24 protein-coding genes, 1 tRNA gene and 2 pseudogenes are annotated in these 23,414 nt (G+C 59.5%); 9 read left to right on the forward strand and 18 right to left on the reverse strand.

Annotated elements, in window-relative coordinates:
• Nucleotides 1-4 precede the first annotated feature (4 nt).
• The 16 genes from J5M72_RS24460 to J5M72_RS24535 all read right to left on the reverse strand — a co-directional run bounded on the left by J5M72_RS24460 (nt 5) and on the right by J5M72_RS24535 (nt 15,135).
• A complete protein-coding gene (locus J5M72_RS24460) occupies nt 5-496 on the reverse strand; it encodes a hypothetical protein (RefSeq protein WP_207867371.1) in 492 nt (163 codons plus the stop codon).
• A gap of 116 nt (nt 497-612) precedes the next feature.
• Entirely contained in the window at nt 613-1,122 is a 510-nt protein-coding gene (locus tag J5M72_RS24465) for a GNAT family N-acetyltransferase (RefSeq protein WP_169430228.1), read from the reverse strand.
• Between the two features lie 67 nt (nt 1,123-1,189).
• Complete coding sequence (locus tag J5M72_RS24470; RefSeq protein WP_207867373.1) at nt 1,190-2,167, reverse strand: LysR family transcriptional regulator; 978 nt, start codon at nt 2,165-2,167, stop codon at nt 1,190-1,192.
• Nucleotides 2,168-2,206: 39 nt separating this feature from the next.
• Nucleotides 2,207-3,154: a peptidylprolyl isomerase gene (locus J5M72_RS24475; RefSeq protein ID WP_207867375.1), complete on the reverse strand. Its 948-nt coding sequence runs from the start codon at nt 3,152-3,154 to the stop codon at nt 2,207-2,209.
• Complete coding sequence (locus J5M72_RS24480) at nt 3,151-3,618, reverse strand: YbjN domain-containing protein (RefSeq protein WP_169430225.1); 468 nt, start codon at nt 3,616-3,618, stop codon at nt 3,151-3,153. The genes J5M72_RS24475 and J5M72_RS24480 overlap by 4 nt, the downstream gene beginning before the upstream one ends.
• A 29-nt stretch (nt 3,619-3,647) precedes the next feature.
• On the reverse strand, nt 3,648-4,277 hold the full coding sequence (locus tag J5M72_RS24485) for a DNA repair protein (RefSeq protein WP_207867377.1): 630 nt from the start codon (nt 4,275-4,277) through the stop codon (nt 3,648-3,650).
• Nucleotides 4,278-4,294: 17 nt separating this feature from the next.
• Nucleotides 4,295-5,992 carry a putative porin gene (locus J5M72_RS24490; RefSeq protein WP_207867379.1) on the reverse strand — a complete coding sequence of 566 codons (1,698 nt, stop codon included), beginning with the start codon at nt 5,990-5,992 and terminating at the stop codon, nt 4,295-4,297.
• Nucleotides 5,993-6,031: 39 nt separating this feature from the next.
• Nucleotides 6,032-6,736, reverse strand: a complete 705-nt coding sequence (locus tag J5M72_RS24495; protein WP_207867381.1) for an energy transducer TonB — start codon at nt 6,734-6,736, stop codon at nt 6,032-6,034.
• Nucleotides 6,737-6,739: 3 nt separating this feature from the next.
• Nucleotides 6,740-7,165 carry a biopolymer transporter ExbD gene (locus J5M72_RS24500; RefSeq protein WP_207867383.1) on the reverse strand — a complete coding sequence of 142 codons (426 nt, stop codon included), beginning with the start codon at nt 7,163-7,165 and terminating at the stop codon, nt 6,740-6,742.
• An 11-nt stretch (nt 7,166-7,176) separates the two neighbouring features.
• Complete coding sequence (locus J5M72_RS24505; protein ID WP_207867385.1) at nt 7,177-8,976, reverse strand: MotA/TolQ/ExbB proton channel family protein; 1,800 nt, start codon at nt 8,974-8,976, stop codon at nt 7,177-7,179.
• A 14-nt stretch (nt 8,977-8,990) separates the two neighbouring features.
• Nucleotides 8,991-10,586 (reverse strand): ShlB/FhaC/HecB family hemolysin secretion/activation protein, encoded by a 1,596-nt coding sequence (locus J5M72_RS24510; RefSeq protein ID WP_207867387.1) that lies wholly within the window; start codon nt 10,584-10,586, stop codon nt 8,991-8,993.
• A gap of 63 nt (nt 10,587-10,649) precedes the next feature.
• Nucleotides 10,650-11,261 (reverse strand): transposase, encoded by a 612-nt coding sequence (locus J5M72_RS24515; protein WP_169430218.1) that lies wholly within the window; start codon nt 11,259-11,261, stop codon nt 10,650-10,652.
• Nucleotides 11,262-11,489: 228 nt separating this feature from the next.
• The gene (locus J5M72_RS24520; protein ID WP_207867389.1) at nt 11,490-11,924 is read right to left on the reverse strand and encodes a hypothetical protein; all 435 of its coding nucleotides are present in this window, start codon (nt 11,922-11,924) and stop codon (nt 11,490-11,492) included.
• Nucleotides 11,925-12,084: 160 nt separating this feature from the next.
• On the reverse strand, nt 12,085-13,293 hold the full coding sequence (locus tag J5M72_RS24525) for a DSD1 family PLP-dependent enzyme (protein WP_207867501.1): 1,209 nt from the start codon (nt 13,291-13,293) through the stop codon (nt 12,085-12,087).
• A 74-nt stretch (nt 13,294-13,367) separates the two neighbouring features.
• Nucleotides 13,368-14,696 (reverse strand): D-arabinono-1,4-lactone oxidase, encoded by a 1,329-nt coding sequence (locus J5M72_RS24530; RefSeq protein WP_207867503.1) that lies wholly within the window; start codon nt 14,694-14,696, stop codon nt 13,368-13,370.
• A 79-nt stretch (nt 14,697-14,775) separates the two neighbouring features.
• A complete protein-coding gene (locus tag J5M72_RS24535) occupies nt 14,776-15,135 on the reverse strand; it encodes a c-type cytochrome (RefSeq protein ID WP_207867391.1) in 360 nt (119 codons plus the stop codon).
• 230 nt (nt 15,136-15,365) lie between these two features.
• Here J5M72_RS24535 and J5M72_RS24540 point away from each other — a divergent pair, with 230 nt between their 5' ends.
• Both J5M72_RS24540 and J5M72_RS24545 read left to right on the forward strand, forming a co-directional pair.
• On the forward strand, nt 15,366-16,991 hold the full coding sequence (locus J5M72_RS24540) for an NADP-dependent glyceraldehyde-3-phosphate dehydrogenase (protein WP_169430216.1): 1,626 nt from the start codon (nt 15,366-15,368) through the stop codon (nt 16,989-16,991).
• Nucleotides 16,992-17,040: 49 nt separating this feature from the next.
• Entirely contained in the window at nt 17,041-18,078 is a 1,038-nt protein-coding gene (locus J5M72_RS24545; protein WP_207867393.1) for an FUSC family protein, read from the forward strand.
• A gap of 3 nt (nt 18,079-18,081) precedes the next feature.
• On the opposite strand, the gene J5M72_RS24550 is transcribed toward J5M72_RS24545, so the two are convergent.
• Nucleotides 18,082-18,975 (reverse strand): DMT family transporter, encoded by an 894-nt coding sequence (locus J5M72_RS24550; protein WP_207867395.1) that lies wholly within the window; start codon nt 18,973-18,975, stop codon nt 18,082-18,084.
• 141 nt (nt 18,976-19,116) lie between these two features.
• Between J5M72_RS24550 and J5M72_RS24555 the strand changes: the two genes are divergently transcribed.
• Both J5M72_RS24555 and J5M72_RS24560 read left to right on the forward strand, forming a co-directional pair.
• A complete protein-coding gene (locus tag J5M72_RS24555; RefSeq protein WP_064381847.1) occupies nt 19,117-19,554 on the forward strand; it encodes an Lrp/AsnC family transcriptional regulator in 438 nt (145 codons plus the stop codon).
• 57 nt (nt 19,555-19,611) lie between these two features.
• On the forward strand, nt 19,612-19,938 hold the full coding sequence (locus tag J5M72_RS24560; RefSeq protein WP_207867397.1) for a YceK/YidQ family lipoprotein: 327 nt from the start codon (nt 19,612-19,614) through the stop codon (nt 19,936-19,938).
• A gap of 73 nt (nt 19,939-20,011) precedes the next feature.
• Here J5M72_RS24560 and J5M72_RS24565 read toward each other — a convergent pair whose 3' ends face one another.
• Nucleotides 20,012-20,683 (reverse strand): Bax inhibitor-1/YccA family protein, encoded by a 672-nt coding sequence (locus J5M72_RS24565; RefSeq protein ID WP_027613775.1) that lies wholly within the window; start codon nt 20,681-20,683, stop codon nt 20,012-20,014.
• 122 nt (nt 20,684-20,805) lie between these two features.
• On the opposite strand from J5M72_RS24565, the gene J5M72_RS24570 reads away from it, so the two are divergent.
• From J5M72_RS24570 to J5M72_RS24580, 5 genes and pseudogenes are all read left to right on the forward strand, one after another.
• A tRNA-Ser gene (locus J5M72_RS24570) sits at nt 20,806-20,893 on the forward strand.
• 200 nt (nt 20,894-21,093) lie between these two features.
• Nucleotides 21,094-21,303 (forward strand): annotated as a pseudogene (locus J5M72_RS29055) (hypothetical protein).
• Nucleotides 21,304-21,386: 83 nt separating this feature from the next.
• Nucleotides 21,387-22,112, forward strand: a complete 726-nt coding sequence (locus tag J5M72_RS24575; RefSeq protein WP_207867399.1) for a hypothetical protein — start codon at nt 21,387-21,389, stop codon at nt 22,110-22,112.
• 23 nt (nt 22,113-22,135) lie between these two features.
• Nucleotides 22,136-22,288, forward strand: a pseudogene (locus J5M72_RS29060) (DUF159 family protein); the annotation flags it as partial.
• Nucleotides 22,289-22,541: 253 nt separating this feature from the next.
• Nucleotides 22,542-23,360, forward strand: a complete 819-nt coding sequence (locus J5M72_RS24580; protein WP_207867401.1) for a TIR domain-containing protein — start codon at nt 22,542-22,544, stop codon at nt 23,358-23,360.
• Nucleotides 23,361-23,414: the final 54 nt, after the last annotated feature.

The following is a 23,414-nucleotide window of genomic DNA, read 5'->3' on the forward strand; positions in this document are numbered from 1 at the left end:
GATCTTAGGTGCGGTCTCGGGGAATCAGGCTCTGCAATTGCTGCGCGAGAAAATTCGCGTCGAAAACAAAGGTATCCGGGTCTTTCAACCCGTTGGTCTTACGCCACTGCCACTCCCCGCCCGGCAACCCCACCAACGAAACACTCCCGTACCGCGCCGCCGTCAGCCCCATCACCGCCAGCGAAATCTGCCCGCCGCTGCCCATCACATCCGGCACGAACTCCACCGGTTTGCCGGCAATCACGATGCTCAGTTTTTCAGTCTTGAAGGTTGAGGTCTCAACCGGAATGCTCGGCCCGAACGCCACATAAGCCTCCCGACCCACCTCCAGCAAACCCGGCGCCTGCACCGGCTCCAGCCATTGCTGAATCTGCCCGAACAATTCGGTAATCCGTGAGGCCCAGGTCGCCGATTGCGTCTCGAACAGTTGCTTCTTGTGCGCTTCGCTGTCGGCATAGTGGCGAAGCATTTCGCCCAGCTGCTGTACGTCGTCCATTGCGGTGTTCCTTCAAGGAAGCAGTGCTGCGGACGTCGAGCATGGCAGATGCCGAGGACGACCGTGCAAGTCATTTGCCTGCACGATCGTCACTTCGGCCATGGACTGACAAAAGGTCAGCGCTTGCGCAACCGCGCCATGCTCAGGGTGTCGACCCATTGCCCGTCACGCACCGCATAATCGCGGAACAGGCCTTCGGTTTCGAAGCCGAACTTGCGATAGAGACCAATGGCCGCCTCGTTGTCGGCGTACACCGAAAGCTCGACCCGGTGCAGGTTCATCCAGTTGTCCGCAATCTCCAGCGCCGCCGCCAACAACGTCGAACCGACACCCTTGCCCTGCCACGCCACCGCGACGGCCATGCCGACACTGCCGGCATGGCTGCGGCGAATCCGCGAAAAAGCCTCCAGCCCGAGATGCCCGATCACCGCACCTTGATGCAGCGCCACCAGCTTCACCATCCGTTCGTTTTCGGGCATCAGCCGTTGGCGCCAGATCTCGGCAGACTGAAACGGCATCTGCAACACCTGCCGGGTCACGGCCGGGTCGTTGTAAAGCGCGGTGACGCCTTCGACGTGGGACTCGCTGAAGCGTTCGAGGTGAATGGCGGGGTTGTGCTCAGGCATGAAAGATCCCTCCTGGATCAGTGCGTGGCCGGTCACTGTAAACCGGCGCAACTGATCCTGGCGAGACTTACTCGAACCACTCCTGCCGCTCATTGAAAGTGCGTTGAATCAACTCCACCAAGGTCTGCACCTCCCCAACATTCTGCGACTCACTGTTCACCGCCAACCACGCCTGCAACCGCATCGCCTCCCCAAACAACCCCGGCAACGCCACCAGCCCGCGATCAAACCGGCTCATGTACATCGGCAGCAACCCGATGCACGCGCTGCAACGAATCATCTCCAGCATCAGCTCGTAAGACTGCATCTGCACCACCCCGGCCAACCGCTGTTCGACCAATTCGTTCCACGGCCGGAAGCTGTCGATCTGCCGGTCATGCTGCCATTGCACCAGCATGAAATCGGCGAGGTCATCCGGACTTTCTGGCCGTGCAGTGACACGGGAATAGCGTTTGGCGATGTGCGGCTGGTATTCCAGTTGCGCGAGGCGTTGCGGTTCGCTGGTGGCGAAGGTCGGGCCGGGATGCGGGTTGTCGCCGTGGGCGAGCCAGAGCACGATGTCGGCGCTGACCGCATGCAGGGCCAGTTCGCTGTCGAGGGCGATGATTTCCAGGCGCACGCTGGCGTTGCGGCGCAACAGTGCGATGAGGTCGCGGCCGAGGATGTCGTGCAGGATCGATTCGGCGACGGCCAGTCTTATCAGGGGTTGCTCGATCACCGGAAGTTTGCGCTCGTGAGCCAGGGCGATCAGTTGCGCCTGCAATTGCTGGCCTTCGCGGGTCAGGCTCAAGGCGCTGCCCTGAAAGCTGAACAGCGCGCATTGCAGTTGCTGTTCGAGCTGCGCCAGTTGTTTGCGCAGCAAGGTCGAGCGCACGTTGAGGCTGCGGGCGGCTTGCATGAAGCAACCGCAACGGGCGCTGACCAGAAAGTATTGCGCGACGTCGCCGTCGAGGGTCGCGGCTTGCGCCAGCCAGGGTTCTTCCTTGTCCTGTGGCCAGCGGAAATCGGCGCTGCTCTGTCGTGCTGCGGGTTCGGTGAATGACATCGATGACTCCCTGTCGATCTTTGTTTTGGTGTGCAGCGCTTAGGGTTTGGTCTCCAGCACCTTATTGAGCTCGGCCCCGTCAATGCTCAGCGTCGCGGTGTTGAGCATGCCGTCCAGATAGGCCTGGGCGATCTGTTCCTGACGCTGTGCCCGCAAGGCCAGGGTCAGTTGATCGCGCAACTCGTCGAGGGTCGCGGTGCGGGCCGGTTGTTGTTCGGTGAGTTTGATCACGTGGAAACCGGCGCTGCTTTGCACGGGATCGGAAACCGCGCCAACCTTGAGTCGCGCCACCGCACCACGCACTTCCGGCACCAGTTGCTGCAACGGTTGAAGGCCGGTATCGCCCCCGCGTTCGGCAGTCAGGCGATCCTGAGAAAACTCCTTGGCCAGTGCTGCAAAGTCCGCCGGGGTTGCCTGGGCTTTCTTGCTCAACTCCGTTGCCTGCTTGCGCACGGCCTCAAGGTTCTGCGGCTCATTCACCCCAAGGAAGATCTGGCTGACCCGATACAGCGCCGGCGTCTGCCAGTTGGCCTTGCCCGCGTCATACGCCTGCTGCAACTCGGCGGCGCTCGGATAGTCCGCCGGCACTTTGCTCACCGACTGCAAATAGTCGCGAAACACGATCTGTTCGGTGGCGGCGCGGGTCTGCCGAAGCACGTCCGGACGCTGCGCCCAGCCTTGGGCATCGGCCTGTTCGAGCACGGCTTTTTCGGCCAGGCGTGAACGAATCCAGCGCTCCAGCGCCTCACGATTACCGCGCAGTTGCTCGCGGGTCTGTGGCGGTACGGCGGCCAGCAGCGCCTGCAATTCCTCCGGCGACACCTGCTGATTGCCCAACCGCGCCACCGCAGGCCCACTGTTCGCCGCAATGACCGGCGCCGGTTGCTGGGCGGCGACCGGGTCATTGCCCGGCCGCACCACCAGCGCCACGGCCACCACCAACAGCGCCACCGCAGCGGCGCTGATTACCATGGCAGGTTTGGTCACAGCGCGACTTCCTCTTGCTCAACCTTTGGAGCCTGGGCGGCAGCAGCGTTCTGGGTGAAATCACGCAGGTACACGATGAATTCCTGAAGCAGGCGATCCCACAATTCCAGGTTGCCGCGCAGGTAATCGCTGCTCACGCCCGCGGCCAACACCACATCCATTTCCATCACCAGAAACTCGCCCTGCAACGACAACCGGGCAAACCGGCGGGTTGCGTTCCACTGCTCGGCCACACCGGCCGGCAACTCACCCTGTACGCGCAAGGCGCAGCTGAAGGTGAAGTCGACATAGCTGCCCTGCTCCGCCACCGCCGGGTTGCCGAAACGCACGGCGTAACCGATGCCCTGACTGGCGCTGAGCAACTGGACGATGCCGTTCTGTTCGGTCTGGTTGACGCGGTAACCGGCGGCTTGCAGCACTTCGGTCAGGGATTGCGGGGAGACATGGGAGATCAATTGAGTCATGACTTCTTCCTTGTTTATGAGTCTTTTAATCAGTGCGCGATCGCGGCTTGCGGCGCATCGAATTGAGTCTTGTACAGTTCATCGCCGAAGCCTTGGGCCAATTCATCGAACTTGACCCGGGCGCTGCCGGCGAAGGGTTGGCGGATCTTCATCACCTCGGCCACATCGATGTTTTCGTAGGCGGTGAGAATCTGCTTGGCCACGCCGTACATCTGCTGATTCTTGACCGAACATTGCTGCACTTGTGTGTCACGTTCAGTCAATTGCGCTTGAAGCTTAGACCGTTCTGCCTCTTTGGCACGGGCCATGACCAATAGCTCATCGTAGGCTTTCTTGAATTTGCCGGTCTGCTCGTTGCTGGCCGCCACCTGCGCCTGAGCCTGGCTGTGCAGGCTTTGCTGCTGCCCGGCCAACTGCTCGGCCAGGCCTTTGGCCTTGGCCAGTTCGGCGGTCAATTGCTTGATTTGCGCCTGGGCTGCCTTGGCTTCGTTCTGCGCCGCCAGTTGCGCGGCGCTGGCCTGGGCCTGCTGGCTTTGCAGGGTTTGCAGCTGCTGAGTGGTGCTGCGCAACTGGGTGCGCAGACGCTCCTCCATGCCTTCGGCACTGGCCCCGCTGGCGACCAGCAATCCAAGTCCGAGCAAAAAGTACCGAGTGTTCATATCCCTCTCCCGGCGCCTTAGAAGCGCGTGTTGATCTCGAGCTGCAAGACGTCGATGTCGAACGGCGCGCCATACACCGCTTCGGTGCTCATCCAGCGACCGGTGGCGTAGACGTTCTTCGCCAGACCGTAGTTGCCACCGAGTATGTAGCCTTTGGCGTTAGTGCCGCCGAGGTGGAACGACGAGTCGTTGAAGCCGTCCGGCAAGGCGTCAGGCTGGATGTACTTGTAGCCGGCGAACAGGTTCCAGTCGCCCTGCTTCTTCAGGTCCAGCGCATTGCCGAGGGTGAACTGCACCATCCACGCATTGGCACCGCTTTCGATGTTGCCGTTGCTGTCGAGGTTGTTGACCAGTTGCCCGGCCGAACGCTTGCGCATGTCGCCTTCGTCGTAGCCGAGGTTGTGGATGTAGTTGCCCTGGCTGCGCAGTTTGAAGTCTTCCGGCAGGTCGGCGTCCCACACCACGTTGAGGTCCAGCAGGTTGAACTCGGAAGCGAGGCCAACGAATTGCGGCTGCGGTGTGGTCGTCGGGTTAAGCGGGTTCGGCGTGATGTCGCGCAGCAGGAACACACTGTTGCCCTTCTGCATGAACGCCGCACGCGTGCCGTCGCTGTCACAGCCCGGTGCGCCAGCCCAGGGTTCGCAGGGGCTGGAGCGCTCACCCTGGATGTCCTGGAAGCGGTAATAGGCCAATGCGCCTTTCAAGCGGTTGTTGCTGTTGATCGCCCACTTGGCGCCGACCTGTGCGCCGTACAGCCATTTGTTGTCGCTTTCTTCCTTGTCGAAGCCATTGCTGGTGGTGGTGTCGTTGGTGTAATCCACCGGGAACGCGCCGACGGTACCGAACACACCCCAGTCGCGGCTCAGCTTGTGGTCGAAAATCGCCGCCACGCCATCGAAGTTCAGGTCGTTGGAATACAGCATGTCGGTAGACATGAACGGGTTGGCGAAGCGGCCACCGGTCAGGGTCAGTTCATCCGACGGTTTCCAGGTCAGGTAACCCTGATCGAGCCAGATGTCTTTCTTGGCAAAACCGCCGCCGAGGTTTTGGGTGGTCGACACCGGGTTGTTGTCCGAGCCGGTGCCGATGCGGATGCCGGCGGTCCATTGCGGCGAAATGTCCGCTTTCATGCCTAGCCGCGCGCGCAGGCGAAACAGGTTGGTGCGGTCTTCACGGGTGTTGAGCAACGGCGGCAACGCGGTGCTGCTGTTGGGGTTCACGTCGTACGGGCCGTTGTTGTTGAGCCTGGCGAAGTCGACGATTTCGTTGCTGTTGCTGCCCGAGTAGTAGCGCGATTCGTCACGCAGACGGATGTCGCCGTCAAAGCTGATGCGTGACGCCCAGTCCGGGAAGGTGTTGGGCGCAGCCCAGTTTTCCTGCTTGGCGGTGGCCATGACTTCGGCCTTGACCTGATCACGAATCTGATCGCGCACCGCGGCCGGCACGTATTGCACCCGCACATCGCCCGGTGCGGCGACCGGCCCGGCGGCCACAGCGGTGGACGCCGCAGCCTGCTTGGCCTGGGCCGCTTCGTTCTGGGCCTGGGCGATCAGTGCGTCGGCCTTGTCCTGTTTCAGAATGCCCTGCTCGACCAGCAAGCGGATCAGATTGATCGTGGCGTTCTCCGAGGGCGCTGGCGCTGCCGCGGCCTGACCGACCAGGGTCGCAATGACCATGCCGACCGCCAGGGACAATCGATTCACGTTGGAAATCATCTGCACACAACTCCTTTTCATACAGCTTTATGAATTCGGTTAACCCGGACGCCGCCCTTGCAGGGACATGCGCACAGGCAAGGTGATGGAGGCCGGCGGCCGTTCGCTCAAAGCAGGCGCATTGCGCAGCGCGGCGAGCACTTGCGTATCGATTTCGGAATTGCCGCTGGACTTGACCAGCTCGACCCGGGTGATCTCGCCGACGCTGCTCAGCCACACATCGGCCTGCAGCGAAAACGCGAGGTTGCGCAGGTCGGGGTTTTCCCGAAGCAGCTTCTGGAAGGTGAACGCGAGGAACTGGCTGTACGTGCCGTTTCCCAGTCGCCCACCGCCGGACCCGGCCATGCCGCCGCCCTTGCCCGCGCCGATGTTGAAGGCGTCGCTGCCGCTCTGGGCGTCGCCGTCAATCTGCATCGGGTTGGCCAGGTCGTCCGCCGGCGATGGCGGCGCTTCTTCCTCGGGTTTCACTTCCTGTGGCTCGGGTGTCGGCTCCGGCTCGACGACTTTTTCTTCCACCGGGGTTTCCGGCTCCGGCGGTTTTTCCGGCGGCGGAGGTGGTGGTGGCGGCAACGGAATGATCGTCGGCACCTTCGGCGCTTCCCGGCGGATGCCGCTCATGTCGTTGGCCCACTGCCACAACAGGAATGCTGCAATGGCGCCCAGCAGCAGTCCGGCGCCCCACTTCACGTAACGCAGTGGCGACTTCTTCACCGGCAAAGGCTCGATTGGCATCTGTGCAGTCATGACTCAGCCCTGCGTCGGTTTGCCGGTCACCAGACCGACCTGGGACAGTTCGAGCCGGCGCAACAGATCCAGCACTTCGATAACCTTCTGGTACTGCACCGTGGCGTCGCCGCGCACGATCACCGGGAAGTCCGGGTTCTGTGCCTTCTCGATGCGCAGGCGCTCTTCCAGTTCAGGCAACGTCACCGGGTAGGCGTCGAGGAACACCTGGCCGCCGTCGTTGACCGAAATCGCCTTGGTCTTGGCCTCGGACAGCGACACGGAGGCGCTGGCCTTGGGCAGGTTGATCTGGATCCCGGAGACCTGCGCGGTGGCGGTGAGGATGAACATCACCAGCACCACCATCAGCACGTCCACCAGTGGCGTGATGTTGATGCTGTCCACTGCGGCATCTTCGTCATCGTCGTGGGAGGCATTTACGGACGCCATGTCATTGCTCCTCAGGCCGGTACGGAGTGGTTGGCGTGATGGCCACGCTGATGCGCCGCTTCACTGGACTGGCCTTCGCCGTGCATCTCCGCCAGCCGGGTGATGAACTCGTCGACGAACACGCGCATGTCAGCGCTGACTTCCTTGTTGCGGGTGATCAGGCGGTTGTAGCCAAACAGCGCCGGGATCGCGACGAACAGCCCCATGGCCGTGGCCAGCAACGCGGCCGCCATACCCGGCGCGATGGCGTTGATGTTGACGTCGCCGGCCATGGCCGTGCCGAGGAACACCACCATGATCCCCAGCACGGTGCCGAGCAGACCGATATATGGGCCGCCAGCGATGGCGTTGGACAGGGTCGAGAGTTTCGAGCTCAGTTGCTGGTTTTCCCGGGTGCGCACGCCGTCCATCGAGCAGCGGATCGCTTCGATGGTCGCCGCTGAAACCGACGAGGTGTCGGCGCCCTGCTCGCGGCGGGTGCGGATCTCTTTCACTGCCACTTGATACAGACGCCACAGCGGCGAGTGCTGCAAACGCTGGGCGAGTTGCGTGTCGTCGGCGAACATTTCCAGGCGGGTGCCGACCTTGGCGAATTGCACGCGGAAGTCTTCGTTGGCGGCGGTGACGCGGCTGAGGGTGCGGTTCTTGCGCAGCATGATGATCCACGACTGGAACATCATCAGCACCAGCACCGCGATGATCACCCAGGCGTCCACCGGCACCGCGTTGAGCAGGAAGCCGAGGCTGCCGAAACCGAAGCCGGACTGTTCTTCATCGACGCCATAGGCGACCAGTTTCGACTCGGCGCCTTGCGAGGTGGCGTCGGCCAGCAACAGCGGCGCCGGACGGGCGACTTTCGACAGGCGCAGTTCGTCGATGGCGCCCACGAACGGCTGGAAAGGACCCTCGTGCAGATCCGCGCCGATAGCCATGACCGAGTTGAACGCCGGCATCGCCTGGGCCAGTGCCGCGCCTTCGCGACCGTTGATGTACAGCGTCACTTTTGCGCCTTCGGCGGTCAGGGCGACGTGCTGCCATTGGCCCGGATTCAGCGGCTGGGTGGCGACGGCGCGCTGGCCGTCGATCTCCACGAACGGCACGCCCTGATTCACACCGACCAGCAGGCTGTTGGCACCTTCGCGGCGGGCCAGAATCAGTTGTTCGCCGTTGGCCTGATCCAGTCGCAACCAGGCACTGAAGGTAAACGCGCTGCCGGCGCTGTGCTGCAACGACGGACTGGCCGGCAACAGCAACGGCTGACCGCTGAACTGCAAGGCACGCCCTACCACGCCGTCACTTGCGGCGCCGGTCGCACTCTGCGCGGTGTTGCCATAGGCGGTGGTGTCTTTGGCCGGAGTACCGGTAGCGCCTTCAAAGTGATAAAGCGCGGTGTAATTCGGATCGAACGTCAGTTGGCCATTGCCGGTGGCCGGGGCCTTCTGGTTGCCGTAATACATCCAGATGTCCTGACGCTGACCGCCCTCGACATTCGGCACGTCGACCCAGATCAGCGCCATGCCCATCAGCGCGTCGAAACTTTCGATCTGGTGGTTGAGCACGGTCTTGTCATCGGCGGCGACGAAGCGCAGGTCCGAGCCGTCCTCTTTCACGCCGTCGAAGGTGAAGTTGCCGGTATGCAGGCGCACCAGCAGCGCGGTACGGCCGAGGGCCTGATTGATCGCGGCGCCTTGCGGCGTGGTGTCGACGGCGATCTGTTTGCGGTAGTGCCAGTCGTCCTGCCACCAGGCCTGGGCCGTGGCCGGGAGCACAAAGCCCAGGCAGATCAACAACGAAAGGAAAAGGCGCTGCATGGAAGTGCTCCTTGTTAGAAAGTGGCCTGAAGGTTGAAGTGCAGGCGCGATTCCTGTTTCGAGGTGTTCGGCCCTTCGAGTAGCGGGTAGCCCCAGTCGAGGCTGCCGGACAGCCATTTGCTCAGGCTGGCGCGGGTGCCGAGGCCGACACTGGCCAGGGCGTAACTGGCGTCCTGGTCCGGCAGTTCGTCGCGCAGGTACAGTTGCGCGCCTTCGGCAAAGGCGTAGAAACGCCAGTCCTGCATCCAGGTGCCGGTGTACTTGGCCAGCGACGGTGTACGGACTTCCTGACTGAGCAACACACCGTCATCACCGGTGCGCTCGGCGGCCAGATAACCGCGTACCGAAGTCGCGCCGCCGGCAGAGAATTGTTCGTTGGAGACCAGCGGCCCCGACGCCAGCTGGAACGCGGCTTTGCTCGCGCTCTGCCAGTCGTTGTCGAAGGTCCAGGTGAAACTGGTGTCGCCCTTGAGCACGGCGAAACTCGGTTTGGCGCGGTAGCGCTTGTAGTCGAAGTCTTCGTCGGAGCTGCCGTAGCCGAAGAGGCTGCGGGTGGCCGCGACCAGGCTCAGCCCCAGGCCTAACTGGCTTTTTTCGCTGTAGCGATAGCCGTTGTAAGCGAAGGTGAACGGCGCGTACTTGAGCGGCACCTGGTCGCTCTCGCCGGACAGGGTCAGGCGTTCATCGAAGTCCTTGAAGTCGATGCCGGCCGACAGCGAGTTCGACCAGTTGCCACTGGACGGGATCGTGTAGATCGCCGAAACGCCGTAGGAATGGCCCTTGCCGAGCACATTGCTGCCGCCAATGGTGGCGACGTTGCTGTCGGACTGGTAACCGGAGAACTGCACGCTCCAGCGGTCGGTCAGCGGCGCGCTGTAGGAGCCGGACCAGACCTTGGCGTTGTCGGTGTCCTGCGGCGCGGTGAAGAAAGTCAGGTTGATGCTGTGGCCGAGTTGCCAGAGGTTGTTGTAGCCGAGGCTGGTGACGGTGCGCAGTTTTTCGGTGTCGGCGCTGTAGTCGTTGTTCAGCCCCACGCTGGCGGTCCACGGGTTCTGATCTTCGACCTGCAAGTCCACGTCCATGGTGCCGGGGCGCTGACCTTCGCGAACCAGCGGCATCACCTGCCGGCCCGGGGTCTTGTTGAGCTGCGCCAGTTCACCCTGAACCTTGGCGAAGTCCGGCACCTCGCCTTCCTTCAGCGCCGGAACGTTGTCGCGGATGTCCAGCGGCGAGTAGTGTTTGGCGCCGACCACCCGCACCCGGCCGACCTTGGTTTCGCTGACTTGCAGGTAGACGATGCCATCAGCCACCGCCTGCTCCGGCAATTCGACGAACACCGATTGGTAGCCGCGTTCCTGATAGGCCTTCTGCAACGCATCGCGGGCGCCTTCAATGTCGCTCAAGGCTTTTTGCGGGCCGAGGAACGGGTACACCGCTTCCTCGATCGCCCGCGCATCGAGCACGGTATTGCCACGCACAAAGTATTCGTTGACGTCCACCAGACGCTGCGCCGCTGCGTTTTCGGCCTCATCGGCGAACACCGGCTGCACGCCGGCCGTCACCAGCAGCCAGCCCCACAACGCCAGCCGTGACGTGAAAATCTGCTCCACACTACCCCCTGAAATTCGCGATGAACCTGTTGGCGTCTCTGTTGCGTCAATTGCTGGTCGCTGTTAATTGCTGACTTGCGGGGCGCAGGCGTGCTTGCCCAGCCATGTGTGCAGCAGCGCGAAGTTCAACGAGAACTCGGGCATTTGCAGCAGCGCGCCGCAGAACACTTCGCCGATGATTTTCTGGATGAGCTGCACCGCACGCGGCTCGTTGAGCAGCGTGGCGATGTCGCGACTGAGGACGTTGAAGCTCCAGACTTTCTGGTTCAGGCCCAGGCCGACGAACCAGCGGAACAGCAGGTTGTAATTGAGCTGTTCATAGAGCTGCTGCTCGCTGGGCACCGAATACAGCAGTTGCAGGAGCAGAATATGCATGACCGTCTGCGCCGGGATCAGCATGCCGGGTTGGGCATTGAGGTCGTGCAGGAGGTCGCCGTGAGCGTCGAACAGGTCATCGATCTGCGGGCGCAACAGCACCAGCGAATGACCCGACGGAATGTAGCTGGAGACCTCTTTCAAGGCGCCCTGCCAGTCATCCTGCGACACGATCCAGACCCACGGCGCGCCGTAGCGATACACCGAAACCGGCTTCTTGCGCGCGGCTTCGACGATCTTCGACAGGCGTTGATCGAGTTCCTGCATGCCCACTTTCGAGTAGCGTTCCATAGTCCCCATTGCCTCACTCCCGGCGTCCCGCCTCGGCTTGTGAAAAGCGCCCAAAGGGCCCCTCAAGCGCGTTACATAGGCATGACCGGACTGGCGATGTGCTACCGAACTTTTGTCATGAAAGCTTCATGTTCGAAAGAGGATGGATGGCGACTATCGCCATACAAAAAATGCGTTATGCACGCCGCCCGATTAATCGGCCTGCATAACGCATTTGATATTGACTAAAAAACGTTATCAAGTCTGTGGATTCAAATCAAAATTGAAAGCAACGTGAACCCTGATTAACTCCGGAACAATAATACCTATTGGACCGCTATTGTAAAACAACTTCATCTCCATACTAAAAGCACCATGTGCAGCGGCCGGGTTACGCATAACAACCGCACCTCCCCCGTTAATGGGGGCGTATTTGAAAAAGTACATATCCGAATGCTGCTGAAACATAGCATTCAATAGAGCATCAAAATCATAGTGCCCAGAGTATCTTGGACAGCTGAAAAAAAGATCCTGCTTGGGTTCCATATTACCGCCACGCCCTTCACGCGCGGTAACACTGATACTATCGTCACTCAGTTCAAACGTTTTATGGTCGACCCTGAAATCCTGCTGATCGTCAATTTTTATCACGATATAATCAGTTGCAGGTTGAGTAACTGTTTCTGTGTTCATTTTGACATCTCTGATAAATAGACAAGCCCTCTGTTGAATAAAGAGGGGACTCATGACTTTGCCTTTTTAAAATACCCCAAAGGCCTCGCGCGTCTACTGTCATATCTGACAGTAGACGCACGAGGTACTTGTGAATTAAGTGATACGTTATTTTTGAGTTTCAGAAATAAACCGGCCACACATCTACAATTTTGCCCCCTCGCACTGCCAACAGATCACCGAATTGCAGCAATACAGCCTCTGTCTGGGTTGGTCGTAGAAAGACCTGATCGTCTGCGTTCAGCCCCACGGCATTCGAGCCATTAACCATCTCCTGATTCGAACTGCGCCCGTACACGCCGTTGCTCTGCAATCCCGGCGGCGATTCGAACTCGGCCATCCAGTTGCCGCCGTAGATAAAGAAAGTCTGGCGCTGGTTGGTGTCCCACCACGAGAACAGCTTGGACTTGTTGTCCAGCGCCGGGATGTTCACTGGGCCGGTGCTTTTTAGAACGGGCGTGGCGATGTAGACCGCGGGCACATGCTCGCTCAGCGACGGCAGGTCATAGTGCGTCGGTTTGAGCATCGCGGTTCCGACTGAAACCTCGCTGCTGAGCTTTTCGTATTCATGGATACGATAACTCGGGCTGCCAGCGGTGTTCAGGCACAAACCGTCATGCCACAACGCGGGAAACTGCTGCCGGGTGTAATCAACGCAGTTTTTGTAAATCACCATGACCTTGGCAAACAGTTCTTCGGGCGAACCAAGAATCCCCGGCACGCCCATGCCCACGAACGGGTCGTAGCCCATGAACCCGGCAAACTCCAGGTGCTGCGGGTTGGCGGCGATCAGCGCGAGCATCTGCCCGAGCACGTTAAGGTCACTGACGCCGCCCCGGTGCAGACCGACGTCCAGCTCGATATTGATCCGCATCCGCGTGCCCAATCCCTGAGCCAGTGCAAGGTATTGCTGCAGACGTTCGGGGCCGTCGAGCAGCCATTGCAGTTGTTTTGCCGGGTCGAACGGACCTTTGTGGGTCTGATAAAACAGCTCTGCCGAGCGCACCGGCAGTGGCTTGCCGAGCAGGATGTCCGACTGCGGGAAGGTGACCGCATCGTGGTTGAGAAATGGCTGATGAAACGACATCAGTCGCTGCGTCCCGGCGCGGTGGCCGACGTAGCTGAGCAGTCCCGGCGATGGCAGCGATTTTTCCACAAGCCGCAGTTGCTTGCCGCCACGTTTTACCGAGCGCATGACCACATCAATGTTGTGATCGAGGCGATCCAGGTCGATCAGCAACACCGGCCGCATCGGGCCTTTGGTCTTGAGTTCATTGTTCAGCGCCCGGAAATAGTCACTGTAAGGCCCGCCGCGATCCCCCGGTCGCAGCCATGCGCCAACCCCCACCAGCAAAGCACCGACACCCAAAGTCCCGAGCACGAAATTACGTCGATTGACCGCCATCAGCTCACCCCCAGAATCGACGACAGATGCCCGTTGAGAAACTTGCCGCTCGGGTCCAGCGCCTGGCGTACCTGAATGAATTCCTGCCAGCGCGGATAGAGCGTTTGAAGCGTCCGGGCATTGAGCGTGTGCAACTTGCCCCAGTGCGGGCGGCCGTTGTACTTCCAGAAGATCGGCTCGACGGCGGCGAAGAAGTTGTGATGGTCCATCTGGTAATGCTGGTGGACCGAGATCGAACAGCTGTCGCGGCCCTCGAACATGCTCAGCGGAATATCGTCGGCCTTGACGTAGCGGTACTCGATGGGAAACCAGGTGCGCAGGTCCTTGTCGCGGATCAGTTTGAGAATCTCGCGCAGGCACGCCGGGCCATGTTCGGCGGGCACCGAATATTCCATTTCGTTGAAGCGCACGGTGCGCACGTTGGCGTAGATGTCGAACGAGTCGCCGATCCGATCCTCGAAACTCGCCAGATGCCGCAGGCTGTTGAGCAGCGAACTGCGCAGGCTCGGGAAGTCGCTGCCGTATTTGTCGATCTTCTCGATCAGCGTCACGAACTCGTTGCCGCCCTCCTCTTCGGGCGGGATCGGCGGTGTGGCTGGATCGGTGGTCTCGTTGAGCGCGATCGACAAGGCATAGTCGGAATGGGTGACAACGAGCATTTCCCAGTGTTGGTTTTCGCTTGTGTTCTTGTCCAGGTCTTCCAGCAGCTCTTCGGTTTTGGCGATCCATTGGGTTTCTCGCAGGCGATAGGCTGGGCGGTTTTGCAGGCGAATTTTCGTCGCCACGCCCAGCGCGCCGAGGGATACCCGGGCGGCGTTGAACACTTCGGGATGGCGTTGGCTGTCGCAGTCCAACACCTCGCCGCTGGCGGTCACCAGTTGCATCCCGCAGACGTGAGCCGAGTAGGACTGGAAAGTTTTGCCGGTGCCGTGGGTCGAGGTGGAAATGGCCCCGGCGAGGGTCTGATAGTCGATGTCGGCCATGTTTTGCAGAGCCTGGCCGACGTCCTTGAGCGGCGTGCCCATGCGCGACATCGGCGTGCCGGCGGCGAATTCGGCTTGCAGGGTTTTCGGGTCGTGATCGAGCAGACCGTTGAAGTAGCTCAGCGACAGCAGTGTGCCGTCGGTGGGTACCAGCGCGCTGAAGGAATGCGCCGAGCCGACCGGGCGAATTTTGCCGGGGGCCTGTTGGATGACTGCGGTCAATTCATCCAGATTCTTCGGTGCCACCCGCGCCGCCGGCAGGCAACTTTGCCCGCCCGACCAGTTGCGCCAGGGAATCAGCCGCGGTGCGCGCATCAACTGGCCCAGCGCCGGATTGGAAGCCAGCGCGCTGAACGCCCCGACGATGCTTGCCCGTTGCAACAACTGCCGGCGTGTCAGATCTATCGGCATGCCAGGATCCTTATTATGGAAGCGGCTGGTCGGCCATGAAGCCGATCAACTGAAGGAATTGTTCTTCCGAACACTCGACGCACTGGCCCATCGGCGGCATGCCGTTGTAGCCATTGATGGCGTGGTCGAGCAGCGTATCGGTGCCCTGCCGGATGCGCGGTTCCCAGGCCTTGCGGTCACCGGTCAGCGGCGCGTTGGCGGCGGGATTGGCGTGACAGAGCTGGCAACTGTTGGCGTAGATCTGCGCCAGCGCCGGGTCGGACGGCATGGCGCTACGGGCGGTGCCGGATGAGGTCGGGGGTTTGGCATCTTCGCCGCAACCGGCCAGTGCAACGGCCAGCATCAGCAGCCAGGTGAATCGGAATGCCCGCATAAAGATCCTCGCGTGAGGTGCTGCTTATTGTTGTGATCACACCATAAGGTAGCGAGGGCGGCGGGTTGAGGGCATTGCGGGACAGTGAGGGGGGCATCCGGGGCCAGTCAGGGCTCATGCCCGCGTGACATTCCCGTGACATTTGCGGGTTTAAATTTCAGTGAATTCAGGCGTATAACCTGTAAAGCCTTTTCCAATCGGCCCGCCGACATCTTCTACGGGGTAGCGACATGACCACAGCAAACATCCTTGGCAATCTGTTCCCTTCTGTCAGCGACATCCCGGAAAAATACCGCCTCGACGGTCAGATCGAGCAACGCGAATATCTGGTCGACGGCGAGTTGCGCCGCTGGGACGGCCCGCTCGCCACCGTGCGCAGTCCGGTCTATCTGCACGGCGACAACGGCGACGAACAAGTGATCCTGGGCAGTACGCCGCTGCTGGACGCCGACACCGCCCTCACCGCCCTCGACGCCGCCGTGCGTGCCTACGACCGTGGCCAGGGCCTATGGCCGACCCTGCGCGTGGCCGAACGCATCCAGCACGTCGAAGCCTTCCTCGGGCGCATGCGCCAACAGCGCGACGCCGTGGTGAAACTGCTGATGTGGGAAATCGGCAAGAACCTCAAGGACTCGGAGAAAGAGTTCGACCGCACCTGCGACTACATCGTCGATACCATCAACGCACTGAAAGAACTCGACCGCCGCTCCAGCCGCTTCGAGCTGGAACAGGACACCCTCGGCCAGATCCGCCGCGTACCGCTCGGCGTGGCGCTGTGCATGGGGCCTTACAACTATCCGCTGAACGAAACCTTCACCACGCTGATTCCAGCGCTGATCATGGGTAACACCGTGGTGTTCAAACCGGCCAAGCTCGGCGTGCTGCTGATCCGTCCGCTGCTCGAAGCCTTCCGCGACAGCTTTCCCACCGGCGTGATCAACGTGATCTACGGCAGCGGTCGCGAGACCGTCAGCGCGCTGATGGCCAGCGGCAAGATCGACATCTTCGCCTTCATCGGCACCAACAAGGCCGCCAGCGACCTGAAAAAACTGCACCCGAAACCGCACCGCCTGCGTGCAGCATTGGGGCTGGATGCGAAGAACCCCGGCATCGTCCTGCCCGAGGTGGATCTGGATAACGCGGTCAGCGAAGCGGTCACCGGTTCGCTGTCGTTCAACGGCCAGCGCTGCACTGCGTTGAAGATCCTTTTTGTGCATGAAGACGTGGTCGAAAGCTTCATCGAGAAATTCAACGCGAAACTGGCCAGCCTCAAACCGGGCATGCCGTGGGACAGCGGGGTTTCGCTGACGCCGCTGCCGGAATCGGGCAAGGTCGATTATCTGCACAGTCTGGTGGCTGACGCGCACAGCAAAGGCGCCCAGGTGGTCAACCCGAATGGCGGTGAAGCACGGGCCTCGTTCTTCTACCCGGCGGTGCTGTACCCGGTGACGCCGCAGATGCGTGTCTATCAGGAAGAGCAATTTGGCCCGGTGGTGCCAATCGTGCCGTACCGTCATCTCGATACCGTGATCGACTATGTTCTGGAGTCGGACTTCGGCCAGCAACTGAGCATCTTCGGCACCAATCCGGTGGCGGTCGGCCGACTGGTCGACACCTTCGCCAACCAGGTCGGGCGGATCAACCTGAATGCCCAGTGCCAGCGGGGCCCGGACACCTACCCGTTCAACGGGCGCAAGAACTCCGCCGAAGGCACGCTGTCGGTACACGATGCGCTGCGGGTGTTTTCGATCCGCACCCTGGTGGCGACCAAGTTCCAGGAGCCCAACAAGGACCTGATCAGCGAAATCATTCGCGGGCGGGATTCGAACTTCATCGCCACCGATTACATCTTCTGAGGAGGAATAAACGCTGAGCACTTTCAGCCCCCACCGCTGGCCGCCGTTGTTGCGGCGGATCCTGCGGCCGCTGCTGGACCCGTACCGTCGCTACCGGCACGCACGGTTGATTCACGCGGTGCGGGTGGCGCTGGGGTTGCTGGCGACAATCCTGCTGACCACCGGCATCAACCTGCCCCACGGCGAATGGGCGTCGGTGACCATGCTCGTGGTCATCGGCGGCTTGCAGCACCACGGCAACATCGGCAAGAAAGCCGCCGAACGTGCCACCGGCACCTTGATCGGCGCCGGCGTCGGTCTGTTGCTGGTGGCGCAACAGGCGTGGCTGGGAATGCCGTGGCTGACCTATTTTGCAATGGCGGTGGTGTGCGGATTCTTCTCGTATCACGCCATCGGCAAGGGCGGCTACACCGCCCTGCTCTCGGCCATCACCGTTTTCATTGTCGCCGGGCATGGCGACAATCCAATCACCGACGGGCTGTGGCGCGGGGTCGATATCCTGATCGGTATCGCCCTGGCCCTGGCCTTTTCCTTCGCCCTGCCGCTGTACGCGGTGTATTCGTGGCGCTACAACCTGGCCGATGCCTTGCGCGATTGCGCCACGGTGTACGGGCGGATCATCAGCGGTGAACCGGTTTCGGCCGATGAACATCTGAAACTGATGGGCCGGTTGAACACCGTGATGGTGCAACTGCGCTCGTTGATGCCGTCAGTGTCCAAGGAAGTGAAGGTTTCGATGACCGAACTGGACGCGATCCAGCGCAACCTGCGCATGTGCATCAGCACGCTTGAAATCCTCGGCAATACCCGACCGGACAGCAACGATCTTGAAGCGATGGCCCACTTGCAATCGGCCTTGAAGGCCGAGCACCGGCAGATCCGTGTGCAACTGATCGGCATGGCCCGGGCCTTGAAAACCGGTGCGACCCAGCGCCTTGGGCGCCCGCTGGAATTGCCGGACGTCAGCCTCGACGCGCCGGTCTACAGCCCGCTCGACGGTTACCGTCTGCTGACCCGGCAACTGGCGTCCAACATCGGCGAGATGCGCCAGCGCCTGGCGAAAACCGCACCGCGCTGGAACATCTGAGCGTTACTGCGCCGCCAGACGCCGCGACTTGAAGCCCCAGCCCTGTTGCATCCCGGCGGCGGCCAGCAGGATCGCCGCCACGCCGATCCATTGCAGGGTCTGCAGTTGATGGCCGAAGGCGAACCAGTCGACGAAAATCGCCGCAATCGGATAGATGAACGACAGTGCGCCGGTCAGTGCCGTCGGCAGTTTCTGGATCGCGCCGTAGAGCAATACATACATCAGACCGGTGTGAACGATGCCCAGCGTCACCAGGCTGGCCCAGGCAATGGGCGCCTGCGGCAGCGCTGAAAAATGTGCGAACGGCGCGAGCAGCAGCACGCCGGTGCAGACCTGTATCAACGCAATCAAGTGCGGGGGAGTGCCGGTCAGGCGCTTGATGATCAACGCGGCAATGGCGTACAGAAACGCCGCCCCCAGCGCCAGCGCGATCCCCATCAGGTAATCATTGCCGCCCTCGCCTTGCCCGCCATGGGCACTGACGATGGCCAGCATTCCCATAAATGAAATCCCCAGCCAGAACAGCTTTTGCAGGGTGATTTTCTCGCCGAGAAACAGGGTGGCCAGTCCCACCAGCATGAACGGCTGCACGTTGTACACCGCCGTGCCAATGGCGATCGAAGCCCGGGAATACGAGGCGAACAACAGCACCCAGTTGCCAACAATCGCCATGCCGCTGAGCACCGCCAACAGAAACGTGGTGCGGGTCAGAATGCCCGGGCGCAAGAAACCGAAAGCGGCGCAAATCAGCAGCAAAGTGCCGGAACCGAATACACAGCGCCAGAACACCACATCGAGTACCGGTTGACCGGACACCAGCACGAACCAGCCGATCGTCCCGGATATCAGCATCGCAGCGGTCATTTCGAATGAGCCGCGCCGGATTGTTTTTTCCATCATCAATCTCCTTAATGTGTGGCAAAAGTATGCCAAGCGAGATCGGGGCTTCTCCAGTGCAAAAGGCAGGCTAAACTCGATTCCTGCCTTTTTTATCAAGGGTGGTTTTCGCCATTCACCTAATGCGGGAGTTTTTTTTGCATGACCGACGATATCGACCAGATTCTGATCGGAGCCTTGATGGAAGACTCCCGACGCTCGCTCAAGGCCCTGGCACAGATCAGCGGATTGTCGTCACCGAGCGTGGCCGAGCGCTTGCGCCGGCTGGAGGAGCGCGGCGTGCTCAAGGGCTACACCGTGGAGATCGACCCGAAATGCTTCGGCTACCAGTTGCAGGCCATCGTCCGGGTGCGCCCGTTACCGGGGCAATTGCAGGAGGTGGAACGGCAGATCCTGTCGATTCCCGAGTTCACCGAGTGCGACAAGGTCACCGGCGAGGACTGCTTCATTGCCCGTCTGCATGTGCGGTCGATGGAGCAACTGGACACCCTGCTCGACCGCCTCAATACCCTGGCCGAGACCAATACGGCCATCGTCAAGAAAACACCGGTCAAGCGACGGTTGCCGCCGATGGCCTGAATACTTTTCAAGCATGTACGGTGTAAATTGTGGTTTTTCCGGCTAAGGAGCGGCGGTATGAAAACGCAGGCGATGATGCTGGCAACACTGATGCTCGCCGGGTGCGGCACGGTGCAGACCGTGGCGTTCAGCGACAGGGTCTCCGTGAATCAACTGAAGAACCAGAAAACCTACTGTGGTGCCGTCCCGCGCATCTACAGCGGCGCGACTTACGATTTTTGCATGCTGCACGCAGAAAAACCGGATGACGTCGATGCGTTCAACTACAAGAACGCTTCTCCCGGCCTGCTGGTCGATGCGGCGGTCTCGGGGGTGCTCGATACCTTGCTGCTGCCCTACACGATCTACAAGCAACACACCGATGGCAGCATGATCATCAATTGATCGTCTGATCACGTTTTTGCAGGCAACAAAAAACCCGCTTTCGCGGGTTTTTCGTTAACGCCGATTCAGTCGATCAGTCGTCGCGGCTCATGATGCCGAAGATCTGCAACAAGCTGATGAACAGGTTGTAGATCGATACATACAGGCTGATGGTCGCCATGATGTAGTTGCGCTCGCCGCCGTGGATGATGGCACTGGTCTGGAACAGAATGCACACCGACGAGAACAGCACGAAACCTGCGCTGATCGCCAGTTGCAGGCCGCTGATCTGGAAGAACATGCTCGCCAGCGTCGCACCCAGCAACACGAAGAAACCGGCGGTGATGAAGCCACCGAGGAAGCTCATGTCCTTGCGGGTGATCAGCACGTAGGCCGACAGGCCACCGAACACCAGTGCCGTCATCGCGAACGCGGAGCTGACCACTTCAGCACCGCCCTGCATGCCCAGGTAACGGTTGAGGATCGGGCCGAGCAGGAACCCCATGAAACCGGTCAGGGCAAACGCCGACACCAGGCCCCAGGCCGAATCACGAAGCTTGTTGGTGAGGAAGAACAGACCGTAAAAGCCGATCAGCACCACGAAAATGTTCGGGTAACCGACGCGCATCTGCTGGGCCACGAAAGCCATCACACCGCTGAATGCGAGGGTGAGTGCCAGTAGGCCATAAGTGTTGCGCAGGACGCGGCTAACCTCTAGCTGCTCAGCCTGCACGCTGTTGTGAACTGCGTAATCCTGTTCGCGCATGGCGACACTCCTGTTGGTTTGAAACGTTCAGTCGCAAAGATCATAACAGACGCTCTGTAACAAGCCATGCACAGAGTTTGACAGTGTGTTTCATTCAGGTATTATGGCGCCCGCAACGCAACGGAGGTGTGGCCGAGTGGTTTAAGGCAACGGTCTTGAAAACCGTCGACTGTAACAGGTCCATGAGTTCGAATCCCATCGCCTCCGCCATCTTATGTATGACAAAGCCCTGATTATTCAGGGCTTTGTCGTTTCTGGGGGCTCAGATTTTTGGGGCTTTTTTCGAAGCGTTACAAAACTTTTTGCAACGCGTTACAAAACTTTCCCCTCTCCGGCATCCTGCCGATCGTTAAAACACTCTTCATGTAACACGATGCTACGCTGGTTCTTTGGCTATCAAGGAAACCAAAATGCCCAACTCAGACCTACTCCCTTCCCTACTCTTCAAGATCAACGAAAACCAACTCGCCCTCGAAGCCGCCATCATGGAGCTATCGAATTGAGTAGAGCAGCGCGGGTCGGCCGATGTCGCCGATAACGTCCGCGGGGCCCTCTGGGCGATCGACAAGAACGAAGAGTTCATCAAGATGACCTTGGCAGTTCTAATGACGCCCGACTGACAGCTCGTCGCCTCCACCTCGCCCACCTGCTCCATCTTGATTACTGTACATAAATACAGCACTTGTACAGCGAACCCCGCAGCATGAATTTCGACGAAGCAAAAACCCTACGGCTCCAAAGATGGCGCGCGACCCTCGACGGTCACGACTTCCGTCTACAGAACCCAGAGGGTCATCGGGAAACCCTCCACGAGATGACAGCGACGCTCCTCGGTGAGGGCTTGATCGACCGGCTTGAGCAGTTCGACATGAACGAAATGGCAGACGCCGCTTACTGGCACGCCGTCGAGGAGCTGCAGAACTCGCTCGGACACTACCGTGGCGCATCGACCTATGATGTCGTTCAGATCGATAACGGCAATCTGCTGGGCACTATCAGCCGGTCAATCTTCAACTTCAAAAGTGATGAGCCGCGCGGCGCTTCCTTCGCCTACGACGGAAAGGTCTACTCTGACGCCGATGGTGTGAGGCTAACCTTGGGACTTTCCCGAAAGATTGGACGGATTACAGGCTTGGTGCTGGAAATGAATGGGCGCCAGTATCAGTTGGTCGAGACCGAACGAATGATCGCCGGCATCACCTACCACTCTCTCTCTGACGCTGACGCCTATCGAGCGCTTATAGATGCTGCGCAAGTCGCGCAGGAGGAACGAGATCTGCGCGCTTTCGAAAAGGTGCGGCCTCACATTGAGTCGGCAGCTTTCCGCATTTGCACTGCCTGCCTTGATCGCTTTGATGCGCGCGATGATTGCCAGGCCTGCGCCGGAAAAGGTTTTGTGACGATGACAGCGCCATTAGGTCTACGCTGATAGATCGATGCGAGAAACGGGCAATGTGCAGACGACTCTCCCAGTGTAGCGGCATTCACGACATCGTTGCAGCGCTGAGCATGCCGAACGCCCTGATCAACTCGACCGGGGAGCAATCCTTTGAACGGTACAACGCAGCGCCGACTTTCTAGCTCGCTCTTTCAAATAAAGAATGCTAGTTCCTGCACGCCGATACGGTCCGACAGGGATGGCCCCGCACTGACCAAGGATTGCACAAAGTTTTTTCGATGCCGTAGAAAGGTGGGCAGACCGACACCTTTGGAAGATTAAAATCGTTGAGCACGTAAAAACGGATGAAGTGCTAGGTCTTTTTAGATCATTAAATCTCATGATAGGCTCCTACTTGAAAGACTGTTACGCTCTCAAATTGATGCTACAATCCACAACGCCTAAACATGAGCACATAACATGTCACAGAAGATGATTTTCCTCTCACACATACACGAAGAAAAAGCACTTGCACTTATCATACAGCAAGCGATAGTAGAAGAGTTCAGCGGCTTTGTTGATGTTTTTGTTTCATCAGATGGAACCAGCATTCCAGCTGGTGCAAACTTTCTAAAAAAAATAGAAAATGGATTAACCAACTGCGTAGCAGCAATATATTTAATAAGTAACACATCCGTTAAGCGAAACTGGATAAACTTTGAGCTCGGAGCGATATGGATAAGAAACCTGATTAACATAAACGAAGAAAAAAATGAAATCCCTTTGCTTCCGATATGCCATTCAGGAGCTTCACCAAGCACTCTGCCTTCACCTCTGAATAATCTAAATGCCATATCGGGCAATCAAGCGAGCCAGCTTGAATTCGCATTCAAATCACTACAATCTGCGGTAGGCGGTAGAGGAAAACTAAAAACAGATTTCAACGAACTGGCAGAAAAGCTAATTGATTTTGAGTATACACACAACCTAGGTGCAAATATAGCAACAGCGATTAAGCTTTTACTCCCAGCAAAAGAGCTAAAAGGACTAATTGAAAGTTGCGAACGCTTAGATCCAACGAGGCAAGAGCTCTGCTTGAAATTAGAAAACATTGAAAACTCGATTATCAAGAAAGTACGGGCAATGGCTAATAACGAACTACATTCAATTATAAGAATCGAGTCAATATCGTCAGGTTTTGGGTTTGGGCCGAATGGCTCCGTCAGCATGGAGTCAATTAATATGTATTTGTCACCAAAACTTATTGTCGATGCAAAAAAACTGATACTTGACATTTAATAATCTCCAACTCCGACCACTCGGCGGTTTCGGCACATCGCAAATCAACAGCTT

This window comes from Pseudomonas sp. 58(2021) (assembly GCF_017491585.1).
Classification (GTDB): Bacteria; Pseudomonadota; Gammaproteobacteria; order Pseudomonadales; family Pseudomonadaceae; genus Aquipseudomonas; species Aquipseudomonas fluorescens_BT.

Bases quoted from the DNA above. Each gene is read 5' to 3' on its own strand.
- J5M72_RS24520 (WP_207867389.1), bottom strand. From the start codon at position 11,924: ATGAACACAGAAACAGTTACTCAACCTGCAACTGATTATATCGTGATA.
- J5M72_RS24535 (WP_207867391.1), bottom strand. From the start codon at position 15,135: ATGCGGGCATTCCGATTCACCTGGCTGCTGATGCTGGCCGTTGCACTG.
- J5M72_RS24485 (WP_207867377.1), bottom strand. From the start codon at position 4,277: ATGAACACTCGGTACTTTTTGCTCGGACTTGGATTGCTGGTCGCCAGC.
- J5M72_RS24550 (WP_207867395.1), bottom strand. From the start codon at position 18,975: ATGGAAAAAACAATCCGGCGCGGCTCATTCGAAATGACCGCTGCGATG.
- J5M72_RS24575 (WP_207867399.1), top strand. From the start codon at position 21,387: ATGAATTTCGACGAAGCAAAAACCCTACGGCTCCAAAGATGGCGCGCG.
- J5M72_RS24515 (WP_169430218.1), bottom strand. From the start codon at position 11,261: ATGGGGACTATGGAACGCTACTCGAAAGTGGGCATGCAGGAACTCGAT.
- J5M72_RS24580 (WP_207867401.1), top strand. From the start codon at position 22,542: ATGTCACAGAAGATGATTTTCCTCTCACACATACACGAAGAAAAAGCA.
- J5M72_RS24460 (WP_207867371.1), bottom strand. From the start codon at position 496: ATGGACGACGTACAGCAGCTGGGCGAAATGCTTCGCCACTATGCCGAC.
- J5M72_RS24565 (WP_027613775.1), bottom strand. From the start codon at position 20,683: ATGCGCGAACAGGATTACGCAGTTCACAACAGCGTGCAGGCTGAGCAG.
- J5M72_RS24540 (WP_169430216.1), top strand. From the start codon at position 15,366: ATGACCACAGCAAACATCCTTGGCAATCTGTTCCCTTCTGTCAGCGAC.
- J5M72_RS24560 (WP_207867397.1), top strand. From the start codon at position 19,612: ATGAAAACGCAGGCGATGATGCTGGCAACACTGATGCTCGCCGGGTGC.
- J5M72_RS24490 (WP_207867379.1), bottom strand. From the start codon at position 5,992: ATGATTTCCAACGTGAATCGATTGTCCCTGGCGGTCGGCATGGTCATT.
- J5M72_RS24470 (WP_207867373.1), bottom strand. From the start codon at position 2,167: ATGTCATTCACCGAACCCGCAGCACGACAGAGCAGCGCCGATTTCCGC.
- J5M72_RS24505 (WP_207867385.1), bottom strand. From the start codon at position 8,976: ATGCAGCGCCTTTTCCTTTCGTTGTTGATCTGCCTGGGCTTTGTGCTC.
- J5M72_RS24500 (WP_207867383.1), bottom strand. From the start codon at position 7,165: ATGGCGTCCGTAAATGCCTCCCACGACGATGACGAAGATGCCGCAGTG.
- J5M72_RS24555 (WP_064381847.1), top strand. From the start codon at position 19,117: ATGACCGACGATATCGACCAGATTCTGATCGGAGCCTTGATGGAAGAC.
- J5M72_RS24480 (WP_169430225.1), bottom strand. From the start codon at position 3,618: ATGACTCAATTGATCTCCCATGTCTCCCCGCAATCCCTGACCGAAGTG.
- J5M72_RS24495 (WP_207867381.1), bottom strand. From the start codon at position 6,736: ATGACTGCACAGATGCCAATCGAGCCTTTGCCGGTGAAGAAGTCGCCA.
- J5M72_RS24465 (WP_169430228.1), bottom strand. From the start codon at position 1,122: ATGCCTGAGCACAACCCCGCCATTCACCTCGAACGCTTCAGCGAGTCC.